This is a genomic window from Gordonia namibiensis NBRC 108229 (assembly GCF_000298235.1).
In the GTDB taxonomy this organism is placed as follows: domain Bacteria; phylum Actinomycetota; class Actinomycetes; order Mycobacteriales; family Mycobacteriaceae; genus Gordonia; species Gordonia namibiensis.
In genome coordinates, this window is sequence record NZ_BAHE01000022.1 from 121,508 (window position 1) to 137,641 (window position 16,134).

Annotated in this window: 15 protein-coding genes; 13 read left to right on the plus strand and 2 right to left on the minus strand. The window is 68.7% G+C overall.

Going from position 1 to position 16,134, the window contains the following annotated elements; translation table 11 throughout:
* Positions 1-6 precede the first annotated feature (6 nt).
* From GONAM_RS13520 to GONAM_RS13530, 3 genes are all read left to right on the plus strand, one after another.
* Positions 7-1,119, plus strand: a complete 1,113-nt coding sequence (locus GONAM_RS13520) for an acyl-CoA dehydrogenase family protein (protein WP_006867315.1) — start codon at positions 7-9, stop codon at positions 1,117-1,119.
* 203 nt (positions 1,120-1,322) lie between these two features.
* Positions 1,323-1,751: a DUF350 domain-containing protein gene (locus GONAM_RS13525; RefSeq protein WP_006867316.1), complete on the plus strand. Its 429-nt coding sequence runs from the start codon at positions 1,323-1,325 to the stop codon at positions 1,749-1,751.
* A gap of 88 nt (positions 1,752-1,839) precedes the next feature.
* The gene (locus tag GONAM_RS13530) at positions 1,840-2,310 is read left to right on the plus strand and encodes an SRPBCC family protein (RefSeq protein WP_040536417.1); all 471 of its coding nucleotides are present in this window, start codon (positions 1,840-1,842) and stop codon (positions 2,308-2,310) included.
* 16 nt (positions 2,311-2,326) lie between these two features.
* Here GONAM_RS13530 and GONAM_RS13535 read toward each other — a convergent pair whose 3' ends face one another.
* The gene (locus GONAM_RS13535) at positions 2,327-3,127 is read right to left on the minus strand and encodes an HAD-IIA family hydrolase (RefSeq protein ID WP_006867318.1); all 801 of its coding nucleotides are present in this window, start codon (positions 3,125-3,127) and stop codon (positions 2,327-2,329) included.
* Positions 3,128-3,227: 100 nt separating this feature from the next.
* Here GONAM_RS13535 and moeA point away from each other — a divergent pair, with 100 nt between their 5' ends.
* The 4 genes from moeA to GONAM_RS13555 all read left to right on the plus strand — a co-directional run bounded on the left by moeA (position 3,228) and on the right by GONAM_RS13555 (position 8,660).
* A complete protein-coding gene (gene moeA / locus GONAM_RS13540; protein WP_006867319.1) occupies positions 3,228-4,484 on the plus strand; it encodes a molybdopterin molybdotransferase MoeA in 1,257 nt (418 codons plus the stop codon).
* A gap of 86 nt (positions 4,485-4,570) precedes the next feature.
* Positions 4,571-5,299, plus strand: coding sequence for a phosphatidylserine decarboxylase (locus GONAM_RS13545; RefSeq protein ID WP_006867320.1), 729 nt, complete (start codon positions 4,571-4,573; stop codon positions 5,297-5,299).
* 8 nt (positions 5,300-5,307) lie between these two features.
* On the plus strand, positions 5,308-6,393 hold the full coding sequence (locus tag GONAM_RS13550; RefSeq protein WP_006867321.1) for a CDP-alcohol phosphatidyltransferase family protein: 1,086 nt from the start codon (positions 5,308-5,310) through the stop codon (positions 6,391-6,393).
* A complete protein-coding gene (locus GONAM_RS13555; RefSeq protein ID WP_006867322.1) occupies positions 6,390-8,660 on the plus strand; it encodes an AAA family ATPase in 2,271 nt (756 codons plus the stop codon). The genes GONAM_RS13550 and GONAM_RS13555 overlap by 4 nt, the downstream gene beginning before the upstream one ends.
* 41 nt (positions 8,661-8,701) lie before the next feature.
* On the opposite strand, the gene GONAM_RS13560 is transcribed toward GONAM_RS13555, so the two are convergent.
* Positions 8,702-9,130: a hypothetical protein gene (locus GONAM_RS13560; protein WP_006867323.1), complete on the minus strand. Its 429-nt coding sequence runs from the start codon at positions 9,128-9,130 to the stop codon at positions 8,702-8,704.
* A 73-nt stretch (positions 9,131-9,203) separates the two neighbouring features.
* On the opposite strand from GONAM_RS13560, the gene GONAM_RS13565 reads away from it, so the two are divergent.
* From GONAM_RS13565 to mnhG, 6 genes are read left to right on the plus strand one after another with little or no spacing between them, the layout of a single operon-like run.
* Positions 9,204-12,179 (plus strand): Na+/H+ antiporter subunit A, encoded by a 2,976-nt coding sequence (locus GONAM_RS13565; RefSeq protein WP_006867324.1) that lies wholly within the window; start codon positions 9,204-9,206, stop codon positions 12,177-12,179.
* The gene (locus GONAM_RS13570) at positions 12,176-12,865 is read left to right on the plus strand and encodes a Na(+)/H(+) antiporter subunit C (protein ID WP_006867325.1); all 690 of its coding nucleotides are present in this window, start codon (positions 12,176-12,178) and stop codon (positions 12,863-12,865) included. Before GONAM_RS13565 ends, GONAM_RS13570 begins: the two co-directional genes overlap by 4 nt.
* Complete coding sequence (locus GONAM_RS13575) at positions 12,862-14,475, plus strand: Na+/H+ antiporter subunit D (RefSeq protein ID WP_006867326.1); 1,614 nt, start codon at positions 12,862-12,864, stop codon at positions 14,473-14,475. The genes GONAM_RS13570 and GONAM_RS13575 overlap by 4 nt, the downstream gene beginning before the upstream one ends.
* Entirely contained in the window at positions 14,472-15,326 is an 855-nt protein-coding gene (locus tag GONAM_RS13580; RefSeq protein ID WP_006867327.1) for a Na+/H+ antiporter subunit E, read from the plus strand. The genes GONAM_RS13575 and GONAM_RS13580 overlap by 4 nt, the downstream gene beginning before the upstream one ends.
* A complete protein-coding gene (locus tag GONAM_RS13585) occupies positions 15,323-15,586 on the plus strand; it encodes a monovalent cation/H+ antiporter complex subunit F (RefSeq protein ID WP_006867328.1) in 264 nt (87 codons plus the stop codon). The genes GONAM_RS13580 and GONAM_RS13585 overlap by 4 nt, the downstream gene beginning before the upstream one ends.
* A gap of 10 nt (positions 15,587-15,596) precedes the next feature.
* A complete protein-coding gene (gene mnhG / locus GONAM_RS13590; RefSeq protein ID WP_006867329.1) occupies positions 15,597-15,929 on the plus strand; it encodes a monovalent cation/H(+) antiporter subunit G in 333 nt (110 codons plus the stop codon).
* Positions 15,930-16,134: the final 205 nt, after the last annotated feature.

Genomic DNA, 16,134 nt, shown 5'->3' on the forward strand with positions numbered 1-16,134 from the left:
ACGACAATGGATTTCGAGCTTTCCGAAGAACAGGGGATGTTGCGCGACACCGTGCGCGAGGTCCTCACCAAGACCTACGACGTGGAGACCCTCCGCAAGGTGACCGACACCGATCTCGGCTACAGCGAGAAGGTGTGGAAGTCACTCGCGGAGATCGGCATCCTCGGCCTGACCTTCCCCGAGTCCGAGGGCGGCATGGACGCCGGACCGGTCGAGTTCACCAGCGTGATGACCGAACTCGGTCGCGCACTCGCCCCCGAGCCGTACCTGGACTCGGTGCTGGTCCCCGGCTCGCTGCTCGACGCCGCCGACGACGCGACCCGCGCCGAGCTGCGCGGCGGTCTCGCCTCCGGTGAGCTGCTGATGGCCTTCGCCCACAACGAGCCCGGCGACCGCTGGCCGCTGGCCGCGGTGGCCACCACCGCCACCGCCGAGGGCGTGCTCAACGGCACCAAGACGCTTGTCGGACACGGCGATTCCGCACACAAGCTGATCGTCTCGGCACGCGTGGGCGACGAGGTGGGTCTGTTCCTCATCGACGCCGACGCCGAGGGTGTCACCCGCACCGCGTACCGCACCCACGATCGTCGACGCGGCGCCGAGTTCACGTTCAACGACGCCAAGGCCACCCGCCTCGGCAGCGGCGACGCAACCGAGCTCATCGCCAACGCGGAGATCGGCATCCAGACCGCACTGTGCGCCGAGGCCCTCGGCGCCATGGAGCGCAGCCTCGAGCTGACCGTCGAATACTTGAAGTCGCGCAAGCAGTTCGGCGTTCCGCTGGCCACCTTCCAGTCGCTCACCCACCGCGCCGCGGACATGTACGTCCAGCTCGAGCTCGCCCGCAGCATGGTGCTGTACGCGACGGTCGCGCTCTCGGACGGTATCGCCGACGCGGCCATCGCCTCGCGCGTGAAGCTGCAGACCGTGCGTTCGGCACGCCTGATCGGCCAGGAGGCCATCCAGATGCACGGCGGTATCGGCATGACCGCCGAGTACCCGATCGCGCACTACGTCAGCCGCCTGACCGCGATCAGCCACACCCTCGGCGACGCGGACGCCCACGTCACCAAGCTGTCGAAGAACCTCGCGTCCTACGACATGCTCAGCGTCGGCTGACATAGCCAGCCGCCCCCCGCTGCCTGAGGTGCGAGGAGCGATAGCGACGAGCCACGAAGGCCTGGTGAGAAATCGTCACCAGCCCTTCGTGGCTCGCTTCGCTCGCACCTCAGGGAGCAAGGGATGAGCTTCGCCTCCCACCCCGTTGCCCTGCCCACCGATAGTGTTCATCTGCGAACGTCGGTGAGGAGAGAGGGACTCGGATGGAATTGCTGCGTGACAATCTGGCCGCTGGGGCGTCGTTCAGCCTGGTCGGGATCGCCCTGCTCGTCGTCGGCTTCGTGGCGCTCGACCTGGTGACCCCGGGCCGGCTGCGGCAGCTGGTGTGGATCGACCACAACCGCAACGCCGTCATCCTCACCACCTCGATGGTCATCGGCCTGTCGATCGTGCTGGTCTGCTCGGTCATCGACACCGAACTCCTCGAGCTGTGGCGGGCGCTGCTCTACACCGTCGCATATGTGGTCCTGACGATCGCGGTGATGATGTGGTCGTTCGTGCTCATCGACTGGCTGACCCCGGGCAAGCTCGGCACGCTGCTGCTGGAGAACGACGAGCATCCCGCCGGCTGGATCACCGCCGCGGTCTTCGTCGGCATCGGTGCCGTCATCGGTATGACACTGCTGGTCTGAGCCCGTTTCGGAGGCGCGACCCAGCCTTATTGACGGTCCGCCAACAACCTATTGACGGTGCGCCAACAAGCCCATAGTGTTGGCGACCATGACCGCATCACTCATCGAAGAGTCCATCGACATCGACGCATCCGCCGAGCAGGTGTGGTCGGTGATCTCCGATCTCCAGCGCATGGGCGAGTGGAGCCCGCAGTGCAAGAAGATGATCATCCGCGGGGGCACCGTCGGCCTGGGGACCAAGACCATCAACATCAACCGCCGTGGCCCGCTGGTGTGGCCCACCACCTCCAAGGTCGTGCGCTTCACGCCCAACCAGGAGATCGCCTTCCGCGTGGCCGAGAACCACACCGTCTGGAGCTACGCCATCACCCCGAACGGGTCGGGCGTGACCGTGACCGAGCGCCGCGAGGTGAACGGCTCCACCACCAAGGTGTCGTCGCTGCTCGTCGACAAGCTGTTCGGCGGTGCCGATTCCTTCGAGGCCGAACTCAAACTGGGGATGGCCGAGACCCTCGGCAAGATCAAGCGCGCCGCGGAGAGCCAGCTCGACCGCGTCTGAGAACCGGTGACGCCCGTCAGGTTCCGCTGATCTTGTCGATCAGCTCGGGGAGGTCGGCCACCGAGTCGATGACGTGGTCCGGGTAGGGCCCGAACTCGTCACGCGCGAGCGCATCGAGCGCCTCCTCGCGGAACTTGCCGGTGCGCACCAGCACACCGATCAGCGCCGACGCCTGCGCACCCAGGACGTCGTTGTGCATGTCGTCGCCGACCATCACCACCTGGGTGGGCTCGAGTCCCAGCATGTCGGTGGCGGCACGGAATCCGAGCGGCGACGGTTTGCCGATCGCCTTGATCTTCTTGCCCGACGCCTTCTCGAGCCCTTCGAGGTAGACCCCGGTGTCGATCGACAGCCCGTCGGCCGTCGACCACGTCATCGACCGGTGCATGGCGATCACGGGCACTCCGTCGAGCAGCATCTCGAGGACCTTCGACAACGCATCGTGGGTGAACACGGGGCCTGCCCCACCGAGCACCACGACCTCGGCGTCCGCCGGGTCGTCGGTCAGCTCGACGCCGGTCATGTCCTCGGCGATCGGGCCCTGGTTGAGAACCCACACCCGCTTACCCGGGAAGGTGGTCCCGACGTATTCGGCGGTCAGCTTCGCGGCCGTCAGGATCTCGTCGGCATCGACGAAGAACCCGCAGTCGTTCAACAACTCCGCGATCTCGTTGCGCGAGCGCGAGGTGGTGTTGGTGAGGAACATCCGCGGGATCTTGCGGTCGGCGAGTCGGGAGACGGCCTCCACTGCGCCGGGCAGAGCCTTCCACGAGGTGACCATCACCCCGTCGATGTCGAGAAGCAGACCCAATGCCATGCGCACGAATGTAGTCTGCGGTCCCCGGCGACGCAGTGCAGGCATCCCTCGAACCGGGTACCCCGACCGGACGCGTCGACTCACCTGGCATCCTGAGCGCATGCGTACCGTCGCAGAGCATCAGGCCGTCGTCTCCGCCTTGTTCGGCCCACCCGTTCCCGTCCGGTTGTCCCTGTCGGAGGCGCTGGGCAGGGCGACGTTCGACGACGTCGACGCGCCGCTGTCGTTGCCCGGTTTCGACAACTCGGCCATGGACGGATTCGCCGTCCTCGCCGACGATCTCGCGGGCGCCTCCCCTGACTCCCCCGTCACGCTGCCCGTCGCCGCGGACATCCCGGCCGGGCGCACCGACGCCCTCGCACTGACACCCGGAACCGCGCACCGCATCATGACCGGCGCCCCGTCGCCGGCCGGCGCCGACGCCATCGTCCCGGTGGAACTGACCGACGCGGTCGTCGGCCCGGTGGCGGCCGCGGAGACGGTCACCTTCACGGCACCGGTCGAATCCGGAAAACACCTCCGACGTGCGGGTTCCGACATCGCGCGGGGCGAGCGTGCACTACCTGCCGGCACTGTCATCGGAGCACCGCAGGTCGGGCTGCTCGCCGCGCTCGGGATCGCCGAGATCACCGTCGCCCGCCCACTGCACGTTGTTGTGCTGTCCACCGGCTCGGAACTCGTCGAACCCGGAAAACCGTTGCGGCACGGGCAGATCTACGAGTCGAATGGGGCGATGCTCACCGCCGCCGCCATCGAGGCCGGGGCGATCGGCCGGCACGTGCACTTCGTGCCGGACAACACCGGCGACTTCCTCGCACGGCTCGATCAGGTCGCCGGCGAGGCCGACCTGATCATCACCTCCGGGGGTGTCAGCGCGGGCGCCTTCGAGGTCGTGAAGGACGCGCTGTCGGCCACCGGTTCGGTGGAGTTCGTGAAGGTCGCGATGCAACCCGGCATGCCGCAGGGGTGCGGTCACCACACCGCATCCGACCGGCCCGACGGAACGCCCGGGCCCACCGTGCCGATCATCACACTCCCGGGCAACCCGGTCAGTGCCCTGGTGTCCTTCGAGGTCTTCATCCGGCCGGCACTCCGTGCCGCGATGGGGTTGCCGCCACAGCGACGTCGGGTGACCGCCCGACTGGGTGCCGACATCCGGTCACCGCAGGGCAAGCGGCAGTTCCTCCGTGGAGTCCTCCGGACCGACGAAGACGGATCGGGCGTCGTCGACCCGATCGGCCCGCCCGGCTCCCATCACCTCCGCTTCCTCGCCGAAGCCGATGCACTGATCGACGTGCCCACCGAGGTCGACGGTCTGGCCGTCGGATCCGCAGTCGACGTGCTCGTCCTGCGCTGAGCTCTAAGCTGGACCGGAGTCGTACCCGACCCGTGGTGCGCCACATTCATCGAGCGGCCCGCATCGGGCACAACAGGAGGTAGATCGTGGCCAGACGTCCGCGTCCGGACGAGGGCAACGTCGGTCGTGTCGCCCATTTCCTCGACCTGGCCCGTGAGACCGTCCCGCCGATCCATCCGGCCGGTATCCCGTTCGTCGCCGCCCCCGCGGCGGTCGCACTCCTCGGACGCCGCCACCGCTGGATCGCGCGACCCGCGGCTCTGACTGCAGGCGCATGTGCTGCGTTCTTCCGGCACCCGAGTCGTGTCCCGCCGACCGAGCCGGGCGTGGTCGTCGCACCTGCCGACGGCACGATCGCACTCGTCGACGAGGCCGTCCCACCGGCCGAAGCCGGTCTGGGCACCGATCCGCTGCCCCGCGTCTCGACCTTCCTGTCGATCTTCGACGTCCATGTACAGCGTGTGCCCATCGCCGGAACGGTCACCGCGGTCAAGCACACTCCGGGCGCGTTCCTGTCTGCGGACCTGCCCGAGGCCAGCCGTGACAACGAGCGCACCACCATGACCATCCGTACGACGAAGACCGGCGGCGACGCCGGACCCGACCTCGCAGTCGTGCAGATCGCGGGACTCATCGCGCGCCGTATCGTCTGCGACGCGAAGGTCGGCGACACCCTGCGGCTCGCCGACACCTACGGGTTGATCCGCTTCGGTTCCCGGGTCGACGTCTACTTCCCCAAGGGCACCACGCCCCGCGTCTCGGTGGGTCAGCGCGCCGTCGGCGGCGAGACCCCCTTCGCCCACCTCGACCTCTGATCCGGCCCGTGAACCCCCAAGCTGCGAACTCATCCGACGGCCCCGCCGGGCGCCGGGTCGGTGGCACCGGAATCCGCCGGCCCTCCAAGAACCCCACCGCACGGTCGGCGCGACGCCAGGCGCAGGCCCACGCCCCGACACCAGCGGAACCGCGCGAACCCGAGCGGCGTCGCCTCCGGAAGCAGGCTCAGGCCGGCCGCATCATCATCCCGTCGTCGCTGACGATCCTCGCGATCTGCGCGGGACTGACGGCGATGCGGTCGGCGACCACCGGCGACATCGACGCCGCCATGGGTCTGTTGGTGGCCGCGGCTTTTCTCGACGGGATCGACGGACGGGTCGCCCGCCTCATGGGTGCGACGAGTCGGATCGGTGCCGAGATCGACTCCCTCGCCGACGCCATCAACTTCGGCGTCGTACCGGCGATGATCGTCTATTTCTTCCTGCTTGACGGCCAGGATCTCGGCTGGGCACTCGCGCTCATCTATTGCTGTGCGATCGTGCTGCGGCTGGCGAGGTTCAACACCCTGCTCGACGACGACGAGGCGCCCGCGTACACGCGGGACTTCTTCGTGGGCATCCCCGCGCCCGCGGCCGCGATCTGTGCGCTGCTTCCGATCGGCCTGGCCCAGCAGTTCGGCGACGGCTGGTGGACCTCGCTGCCGGCCGTCGGCGGCTGGCTCGTCCTGGTTGCCTTCCTCGCGGTCAGCCGCGTCCCGACCGCGTCCTTCAAGACCGCGTCGATCCCGTCCCGCGCGATCGCCGGCCTCTTGGTCCTCGTCGCGGTCTGTGCCGCCCTCCTGCTCACCTACCCGTACGTGCTGATGATGATCGGCATCCTCGCCTACGCGATTCACATCCCGTTCGCCTGGCGGTCGCGGCGCTGGGTGGCCTCCCGACCGGAGTACTGGAACGAGAAGCCCTCCGAACGGCGTGCACAGCGCAAGGCGTCGAAGGCCGCGCCGGGTGGCCGCCGACGACGCCCGGTGTTGAAGTCGCAGCGCAGGTTGGGCCTCAACCGACCCACCGGCGCGCCGGTCGCCACGCAGTCCTCCGAGCCGGTTGCCGATCAGACCGAAAGCGAGACCGAATGAGCTCACAGGTGTCCCTGACGCTGACCGCGCGGCTCAACACCTCCGCCGCCGAGGCACGCCGAGGCATCATCCGGGTCCACCCCGAGGTGCTGACCGCGCTCTCCCTGCGCGAATGGGACGCCGTGTCGATCACCGGCGCCCGTGTGACCGCCGCGGTGGTCGCGGCGACCGAATCGTCGGCGCCGACCGGGGTCGCGCTGCTCGACGAGATCCTCTTCTCCAACGCCGGGGTCAAGGAGAACGCCTCGGTCGTCCTCGCGCCGGTCGTCGTGCACGGCGCGAGCCGGGTCGTCGTGAACGGTTCGGTGCTGGCCACGCAGTCGATCACCGAGTCCACGCTCCGACGCGCGCTGCTGGGCAAGGTGCTCTCGGTCGGCGACGCGGTGTCGCTGCTGCCCCGTGACCTCGGACCCGAACTCGCCGCGACCGAGGCGACGCGCGCCCTCGCCCGCTCGGTGGGCATCACCTGGACCACCGAGCTGCTCACCGTCACCGGCACCGATCCGGGCTCGCCCGTCAGCGTCCAGACCAACACCGCCGTGTTGTGGTCGACGACCGCCGGCGAGGTGCCCCCACTCGGCGACCGCGCCGGCTCCCCGCGTATCCCGGGCGCCCTCGGCATCGTGCCGGACGCGCCGGTCGGTTCACCGTCACCGACGACGACCGCAACGCCCGTCGGGGTGGTCCCGGTCGAGGAACCCGACGTCCCGGTCCGGCCGGTGTCGGAACTGGTCGGCGTCGACTCGCAGATCACCAAGCTCACCGAATGGCTGGCGATCACGCTCGACGAGCCCGATGTCCTGCGAACCCTGGGCGCCGCACCGCGCCTCGGCGTCCTGGTGACCGGGCCCGCGGGCGGCGGCAAGGCGACGCTGGTCCGATCGGTCTGCGCCAAGCGCACCCTCGTCACCGTCGACGGCCCGACGACCGGCGCCACCGAACCCAACACCCGCCTGCGCACGGTCGCCGACGCGGTGGCCCGCGCCCGGGCGACCGGTGGGGTCCTGCTCATCACCGACATCGACGCCCTGCTGCCGTCCGAACCGGAACCGGTCGCCACCCTCATCCTCGACGAGCTGCGCTCGGGCATCTCCGACGGCCGGATCGCGCTCGTCGCGACCACCGCCGAACCCGTTCGCCTCGACTCGCGCCTGCGCGACCCGTCGCTGTGCGACCGCGAACTGATCATCGGCCTGCCCGACGCCGCGACACGCGCACGACTGTTGTCGGCGATCCTGTCGACCGTGCCCACCGAGGGCGACCTCGACCTCGACTCGGTTGCCGCCCGCACCCCCGGTTTCGTCGCCGGCGACCTCGCCGCACTCACCCGTGAGGCTGCCCTGCGTGCCGCGACCCGCGCGAGTGCCGGCAAGTCCGAACCGGCCCTCCGCACCGAGGATCTCGTCGGCGCGCTCGACGTCATCCGGCCCGTGTCCCGGTCGGATTCTCCCGAGGTGGCACTCGGTTCGATCACCCTCGCCGACGTCGGCGACATGGTCGAGACCAAGCAGGCCCTGACCGAGGCGGTGCTGTGGCCGCTGCAGCATCCCGACACCTTCGCCCGGCTCGGCGTCGACCCGCCGCGCGGTGTGCTGCTCTTCGGTCCTCCCGGATGTGGCAAGACCTTCGTCGTCCGCGCGCTCGCCGCGTCCGGGCAGCTGTCGGTGCACACCGTCAAAGGTGCCGAGCTGATGGACAAGTGGGTCGGCTCGTCGGAGAAGGCGGTCCGCGACCTGTTCGCCCGCGCCCGCGAGTCGGCGCCGTCGCTGATCTTCCTCGACGAGGTCGACGCGCTCGCGCCGCGTCGTGGGCAGTCCACCGACTCCGGGGTGGCCGACCGTGTGGTCGCCTCGCTGCTCACCGAACTCGACGGCGTCGAACCACTGCAGGACGTCGTCGTACTCGGCGCGACCAACCGGCCCGACCTCATCGACCCGGCACTGCTGCGGCCCGGACGCCTCGAGCGCTTGGTCTTCGTGCCGCCGCCGGACGCCGCTGCCCGCGGGGACATCTTGCGGACCAGCGGCCGCGACGTCCCCCTCGCCGACATCGACCTCGACGAGCTCGCCGCCGACCTCGAGGGTTACTCCGCCGCCGACTGTTCGGCGTTGCTCCGCGAAGCCGCACTGTCGGCGATGCGTCGCGACATCAACGCCGCGGCAGTCACCGCCGACGACGTCGCCGAGGCAAGGAGCCGGGTCCGCCCGTCGCTCGACCCCGACCAGGTGGAGAACCTCCGGGCCTATGCCGAGCGTCGGTTGGACTGAGAGTCCCCACAGGCCCTGCGGTCAGGCCTCGACGCAAGCACCTACTCGGCGTTGACCAGATAGAACACCGACGCGCCGCCACCGGCAGCCTGTGGCGAGGCCCCGATCTGGACCCAGTAGGTCGATCCGCCCTTGGCCGCGGACAGCACGGCAACGGACTGTCCGCCCTCGGTCGAACGATGTGATTCGACGAAGCCGGCGTCGGTCAGCTTCTTCGTCGCCGCCTCGAGCTGGTTACCGGCGTTCGCCGGTCCCTGGACGGTGACCTCCCAGCCGTCGGCCCGGGTACCACTGGCGGAGAGCACGTGACCGTCGATCAGCGGCACCTGTGTGACCGGGAAGTCAGAAGGCAGCGGGACACCGTCCGGACCTGCTTGTTCCTCGTCGCCGCACCCCGCCAGGACGCCTCCGACCATGACGATCGATGCGAGTACCACAAGTAGGCGCCAGAGCCAGTCGAACCGGAACATACGGGCAACGGTAAAGTAGTCCCCGCGGGTGATCGCCCGTGACACCCCGCCGGGAGAAAGACGGAGTGCCCTTTTGATTTCTGTGTTGGCTGCGTTGGCAGTGTGCGCACTGATTGCGCCCGCAGTCATCCACTGGATCGGCACCCGAGGTTTCTACATCCTCGCGCTCGCGCCCCTCGGCGCCCTGATCTGGGTGATCTCCCACTGGCCCGCCCCCGAGGCCGACCACGCCGTCGTCGAGACGGTGAGCTGGGTTCCGTCGCTGCAGATGGACATCGTCACCCGGTTCGACACCCTCACAGCCATCCTGTCGGTCCTGATCCTCGGCGTCGGCGCCCTCGTACTCTGCTACTGCGCCCACTACTTCGACGACGCCCGCCCGCGCGTCGCACTGTTCGGCGGCGAGATGGTCGCCTTCGCCGGCGCCATGTTCGGCCTGGTCATCGCCGACAACATGCTCGTGCTCTACGTGTTCTGGGAGCTCACGACCGTCCTGTCGTTCATGCTCGTCGGCTTCTACAACGTCCGCGCGACGGCCCGCCGCTCGGCCACCCAGGCCCTGCTGGTCACCACGTTCGGCGGTCTGGCCATGCTCGTCGGCATCATCATGCTGGGCGAGCGGTCCGGGACCTACCTGCTCTCCGAGATCGTCTCGGCACCGCCGACCGGCGTCTACGTCGACATCGCGATCGTCCTGCTGCTCATCGGCGCGCTCAGCAAGTCGGCCATCGTCCCGTTCCACTTCTGGCTCCCGGGCGCCATGGCCGCCCCCACCCCGGTCAGCGCGTACCTGCATGCCGCGGCGATGGTGAAGGCCGGCATCTACCTGATCGCTCGCCTGGCCCCCGGGTTCTCGGCCACCGCCAGCTGGCAGATCGCCGTCGTCGGCCTCGGTGCGCTGACGATGGTCCTCGGCGGCTGGCGTTCACTGCGTGAACTCGACCTGAAGCTCATCCTCGCCTTCGGCACCGTGTCCCAGCTGGGATTCATGGCCGTACTCGTCGGCATCGGCGACGCGAACGTGGCCATGGCCGGTCTCGCCATGCTCGTCGCACACGCCATGTTCAAGGCGTCGCTGTTCATGGTCGTCGGCATCATCGACCACGCGACCGGTACCCGCGACATCCGCAAGCTCGCGCGCCTCGGACATCGCCTGCCGGTGCTCGCCGCCACCGCGGCGCTCGCCGGCGCCAGCATGGCCGGCATCCCGTTCACCTTCGGGTTCATCGGCAAGGAGACCGCCTTCGCGTCGGTCTGGGACACCGGGGCCCTCGACTCCTGGCAGGCCCACACCGTCGACATCGTCCTGCTGGTCGGATCGATCCTCACCTGCGCATACACGCTCCGCTTCCTGTGGGGTGCGTTCGGACGCAAGGTCCGCAACACCCCCAGCCCGGCCGTGGCGAAGATGCACGCCCCCGCCTGGGCCTTCTACATCTCCCCGGTCGTCCTCGCGGTCGCCGGTGTAATCGCCGGATTCGTCAGCGGGCCGATCGGCGGCCTCTTCGAGCCCTACGCCGAGACCCTGAACAGCTACGGGCACGAGCTCGAACACCTTGCTCTGTGGCACGGTTTCGGACTCCCGGTGATCTTCTCGATCATCGTGATCGTCGGCGGCGTCATCGCCTTCCTCGGCATCCGCAGGATCCGCGACCGCGTCTTCGGCTTCCGGCCGGTGCTCAACGCCGACCGCATCTACGACGCCGCGCTGCGGTCGGCCGACACCATCTCGCTGCTGCTCACGCGCAACACCCAGCGCGGCTCGCTGCCGGTCACCCAGGGCATCATCCTCTGCACGGCGATCCTGTTGCCGACGATCGTGCTGTTCGTCGGCGCCCGCGACCAACTGCAGATCGACTACGCCGCCACCGCGCCCCAGTTGGTTATCGGCGGCATCATGATCGCCGCGGCGATCGCGGCGGTCGTCCTGCGCAACCGCCTCGCCGCGACGCTGCTCGTCGGCATCACCGGTTACGGCTGCGGCATGCTCTTCGCCCTCTACGGTGCCCCCGACCTCGCGCTCACCCAGTTCCTGGTGGAGACGCTGACGCTGGTCATCTTCGTGCTCGTCCTGCGCAAACTGCCGGCCGAACCCGAGAAGCGGCACGCCACCGGCTTCAAGCCCCTGCGCGCGCTCATCGGTCTCGCCTTCGGCGCCATGCTCGTCGTGATCGGCCTGTACGCGGCCTCTGCACGCTCGACCGAACCGCTGCACGTCGACCTCCCCGAGGCCGCCTACAAGTACGGCCACGGCGCCAACGCGGTGAACGTCCTGCTGGTCGACATCCGCGCCTGGGACACGCTCGGCGAGGTGTCGGTGCTGATCGCCGCCGCGACCGGCGTCGCCTCGATGGTGTTCCGCAACCGACGCTTCGGCGCTGCTCCACGCGTCGCCGACGCGGCCCGCCTGCAGGCGGGTATCAGCGGCAGCGACCCGGATGACGACGAGGATCAGATCCCACCGGACCGCACGACCTGGCTGCTCGGCTCGGGTCTGCGCGATCCACGGCATCGGTCGATGGTCCTCGAGGCCACCACCCGACTGCTGTTCCCGACGATGGTGATCCTCTCGGTCTACTTCTTCTACGCCGGCCACAACTCGCCCGGCGGCGGCTTCGCAGGCGGTCTGACCATGGGTCTCGCCCTGGTGCTGCGCTACCTGGCGGGCGGCCGCTACGAACTGGGTGAGGCCCTGCCCATCGAACCGGGCCGCATCCTCGGTGCGGGTCTGGCTATCTCCGCGGCCACTGCCGTCACCTCGATGTTCTTCGGGGCACCCGCGCTCTCGTCGGCGGTCTTCGAGATCACCGTCCCGGTCCTCGGCGAGATCAAGCTGGTCACCGCGCTGTTCTTCGACCTCGGCATCTACCTCATCGTGATCGGCCTGGTGCTCGACGTGCTGCGCAGCCTCGGCGCCCGCCTCGACGTCGAGACGACGATGGCACGCACACCCGCCCGCATCCAGGACGACCCGACAGCGATCCCGGCCGAATCCGACGAACCGACCGCCGAGAACGTTCCGACCGGAGAGGAAGAGGTGGCCCGATGAGCACCAACCTCCCGCTCCTCCTCGTCGTCGGGATCATGGCCGCCTGCGGCGTGTACCTGCTGATGGAACGCAGCCTGGTCCGGATGCTGTTCGGTCTGCTCCTGGCCGGCAACTCGCTCAACCTGTTGATCATCGTGGTGTCCGGCGGGATGGGTAACCCGCCGATCCTGGGCCGATCGTCGGAGAACCGTGCCGCCGACGCCGACCCGCTCGCCCAGGGAATGGTCCTGACCGCGATCGTCATCACCATGGGCGTCGCGGCCTTCGTGCTCGCCCTGGTCTACCGGCTGTTCGTGATCAACCGCGACGACGACGACCTCGAGGACGACGTCGAGGACGTCAAGATCAAGACCGGCACCCTCGACACGGCCCCCGACCGCGACCGCAGCGACGACCCGGTCACCCTGTCCGACACCGCGAGCGGCGACTACTTCGACGACTCGGGCAACCCCCTCTCCCCCGAGGAGGTCGCCGAACGGCACGCGGCACTGCACGAGACCGACATCATGCCGACCGACTCCGACGTCATCGACGAGATCGGGTCCGACGACCTCGAGGACGACCCCGACCTCGTGGGCGACAAGATCCCCGAAGACGAGTCCGACGACCCGAAGGTCATCGGGAGCTCCGGGGAGCAGGTCGACACCGACGACGCCGAACACGATTCCGAAGGGGGTGACCGATGATTCCGCAGCCGTCCTGGATTCCCGTCCTGATCACGCTGCCGACGCTGGTCCCCCTCGGCGCCGCTGCGCTGTCGCTGCTGCTCGGCCGCAGCCCGCGGTTCCAGCGCGTGGTCGCCATCGCCGCGATCTCCGTGGCCTTCATCGCGTCGTGTCTGCTGCTCTTCCTGACCGACCGACACGGCACCTTCGCGGTCGCCATCGGCGGTTGGGGTGACAAGGGCTTCCCGAACGGTCCACTCGGTATCACGCTGGTCGTCGACCAGCTCGCCGCCCTGATGCTGGTCGTCTCGACGATCGTGCTGCTCTGCGTCATCGTGTACGCGATCGGTCAGGGTATCCGCGACGGCACAGCCCAGCAGCCGACATCGATCTTCCTGCCGACCTACCTCATCCTGACCGCGGGTGTCTGCAACGCCTTCCTCGCCGGCGACCTGTTCAACCTCTACGTCTCCTTCGAGGTGCTCCTCACCGCGAGCTTCGTGCTGCTCACGCTCGGCGCCAGCGAGGAACGCGTCCGAGCCGGTGCGTCGTACGTGATGGTGTCGATGGTGTCGTCGCTCATCTTCTTGGCCGGCATCGCCTTCGCCTATGCGACCACGGGCACGCTGAACCTCGCGGAGATGGCGGTCCGGCTCGACGACGTCTCCAGCGGCACCCGCAACGCGCTCTACGCCGTGCTGCTCGTGGCATTCGGCATCAAGGCCGCGGTCTTCCCGCTGTCGACGTGGCTGCCCGACTCGTACCCGACCGCACCGGCCCCGGTCACCGCCGTGTTCGCGGGCCTGCTCACCAAGGTCGGCGTGTACGCGATCGTCCGCGCCCACACCCTGTTGTTCCCTGGCGGGTCGATGGACACGGTGCTGATGGTCGCGGGTCTGCTGACGATGATCGTGGGCATCTTCGGTGCGATCGCCCAGTCCGACATCAAACGTCTGCTGTCGTTCACCCTCGTCAGCCACATCGGCTACATGGTCTTCGGCGTCGCCCTGTCGTCGGAACTGGGGATGTCGGCGGCGATCTACTACGTCGCCCACCACATCCTCGTCCAGACCACGTTGTTCCTCGTGGTGGGACTCATCGAACGCCAGGCGGGATCGGCGTCGCTGCGCCGTCTCGGCGGCCTCATCGCCAGCCCCGTCCTCGCCATCCTGTTCCTCGTCCCGGCGCTCAACCTGGGCGGCATCCCACCGTTCTCCGGGTTCATCGGCAAGGTCGCGCTCCTCGAGGCCGGCGCCCAGAACGGATCGGTGCTCGCCTGGATTCTGGTGGCCGGCTCGGTCGTCACCAGCCTCCTCACTTTGTACGTGGTGGCCCGCATCTGGACGAAGGGTTTCTGGCGGCCGCGTGCCGACGCCCCCGAGGGCGAGCTCGCCGACCAGGGACCGTCCGCACTGATCGACGAACGCGACGACGGCGCCTTCTCCGAACGCGAGGACGTCGGCCGCATGCCGGCGATGATGGTTCTCCCCACGTTCGCGATGGTCCTCGCGGGTCTGGTGCTCACCGTGTGGGCCGGACCGATCTTCGACTTCACCGACAGCGCCGCGACCGACGTCGTCCACCGCGGCGTGTATGTCGAGGCCGTATTGGGCGGAGGTGAATCACGATGACTTCCGGAGAACAGCCCACCGGGAAGCCCGAACAGAGTGCTCGGACCACGGCACCGAAACGACGCGCGCCGGTGGTGTCCACCAAGGGACCCGTCTTGTCGCTGGTGATCAACACCTGGCGGGTGTCACTGCTGTTCATCTTCTGGCATTTCGTCAGTGCGCTGGTGTGGTTGCGCAATCACACACGCCTGCCGAAGTGGCTCGGCAGCGACAGCCGTGAGGTCGGCGTCCGGCTGTGGACCATCGCCTGGCTGACCTTTGTCTGGGTGTTGTTGTGGGGCACCGTCTCCTGGGCCAACATCATCGGCGGAGTGGTCCTCGCGGTTGCCGTGCTCACTGTGCTGCCGCTACCGCGTGTCCCCGTCGAGGGTCGTATCCACCCGCTCTCGGTGGCCCAGCTCGTCGTCCGGCTCGTCGTCGACTTCTTCGTCTCGAGCCTGCAGATCGGCTGGATGGCCATCCGCCCCGGCCGGCCGCCGCTCGGGGCCGTCGTGCGCGTGCGGGTCGCGATCAAGTCCGACATGGTCCTCACCCTGGCCGTCGACTACCTGAACCTCGTGCCCGGCACGATGGTGCTCGAGATCGACCACCGCCGTCGCATGCTGTACGTCCACGTCTTCGACGTCCGGTCGGAGAAGAAGGTGCGCGCGTTCTACGACCAGGTCGCCTACGTCGAGCGCATGTTCATCAAGGCCTTCGAGCGCGACAGCGAATGGCATCCCAGCCCGTACCACGGCATCGACGAGGACTTCCATCACGTGCGGCCCATCCAACCGGTCACCGGCGCGCAGTCGGCGGACATCCCGGCCGCGACGACGGAGACCTCCCGCCCGGAACGAGGTGAATCATGAGCGTCGTGTGGACGATCGCGGCGACGATGCTTCTCGTCGCCGCCATCCTGACGATGGTCGCCATCCTGCGCGGACCGTCGACGCTGGACCGTCTGGTCTCGCTCGACGTCCTCATCGCGCTGTGCATGTGCGGTCTCGGTGTGTGGGCGGCCTACAGCCTCGATTCGACGGTCGTGCCGGCCATCGTCGCGCTGTCGCTGCTGAGCTTCGTGGGATCGGTGGCGATCGCCCGATTCCGAGTGCGGGATGACCAGACATGACGGTGCAGAAATGATTGTGGACATCATCAGCGGGACGCTGATCCTCACCGGCTGCCTCATGGCCGTCACCGCGGCCATCGGCCTGGTGCGGTTCCCGGACACGTTGAGCCGCATGCACGCCGCAACCAAGCCGCAGACCTTCGGTCTGTTGTGCATCCTGATCGGCGCGGTGGTCCGCCTCGGCGACAACGTCGACAGCGGCATGCTCATCCTGGCCGGACTCTTCGCCCTGATCACTGCGCCGGTGGTCGCACACCGGATCGGTCGCCTCGCCTACCAGGAGCAGCGCGCCCGCGACGGCCTCATGGAAGAGCGCGACCTGGAGTCACCCGACCGGGATTGACCCTGCTCCCTGAGTAGCCACGGAGCCTGCGGAGGGCTCTCACCCCCCCCCCGCTCCCTGAGTAGCCCCGGAGCTTGCGCAGGGCTCTCCCCCGCTCCCTGAGTAGCCACGGAGCCTGCCGAGGGCGCTTACCCCCCGCTCCCTGAGTAGCCCCGGAGCTTGCGCAGGGCTCCTCCCCCGCTCCCTGAGTAGCCACGGAGCCTGC

Coding starts and splice junctions, on each gene's coding strand:
- GONAM_RS13520 (WP_006867315.1), top strand. CDS start 7: ATGGATTTCGAGCTTTCCGAAGAACAGGGGATGTTGCGCGACACCGTG.
- GONAM_RS13525 (WP_006867316.1), top strand. CDS start 1,323: ATGGAATTGCTGCGTGACAATCTGGCCGCTGGGGCGTCGTTCAGCCTG.
- GONAM_RS13530 (WP_040536417.1), top strand. CDS start 1,840: ATGACCGCATCACTCATCGAAGAGTCCATCGACATCGACGCATCCGCC.
- GONAM_RS13535 (WP_006867318.1), bottom strand. CDS start 3,127: ATGGCATTGGGTCTGCTTCTCGACATCGACGGGGTGATGGTCACCTCG.
- moeA (WP_006867319.1), top strand. CDS start 3,228: ATGCGTACCGTCGCAGAGCATCAGGCCGTCGTCTCCGCCTTGTTCGGC.
- GONAM_RS13555 (WP_006867322.1), top strand. CDS start 6,390: ATGAGCTCACAGGTGTCCCTGACGCTGACCGCGCGGCTCAACACCTCC.
- GONAM_RS13560 (WP_006867323.1), bottom strand. CDS start 9,130: ATGTTCCGGTTCGACTGGCTCTGGCGCCTACTTGTGGTACTCGCATCG.
- GONAM_RS13570 (WP_006867325.1), top strand. CDS start 12,176: ATGAGCACCAACCTCCCGCTCCTCCTCGTCGTCGGGATCATGGCCGCC.
- GONAM_RS13575 (WP_006867326.1), top strand. CDS start 12,862: ATGATTCCGCAGCCGTCCTGGATTCCCGTCCTGATCACGCTGCCGACG.
- GONAM_RS13580 (WP_006867327.1), top strand. CDS start 14,472: ATGACTTCCGGAGAACAGCCCACCGGGAAGCCCGAACAGAGTGCTCGG.
- GONAM_RS13585 (WP_006867328.1), top strand. CDS start 15,323: ATGAGCGTCGTGTGGACGATCGCGGCGACGATGCTTCTCGTCGCCGCC.
- mnhG (WP_006867329.1), top strand. CDS start 15,597: ATGATTGTGGACATCATCAGCGGGACGCTGATCCTCACCGGCTGCCTC.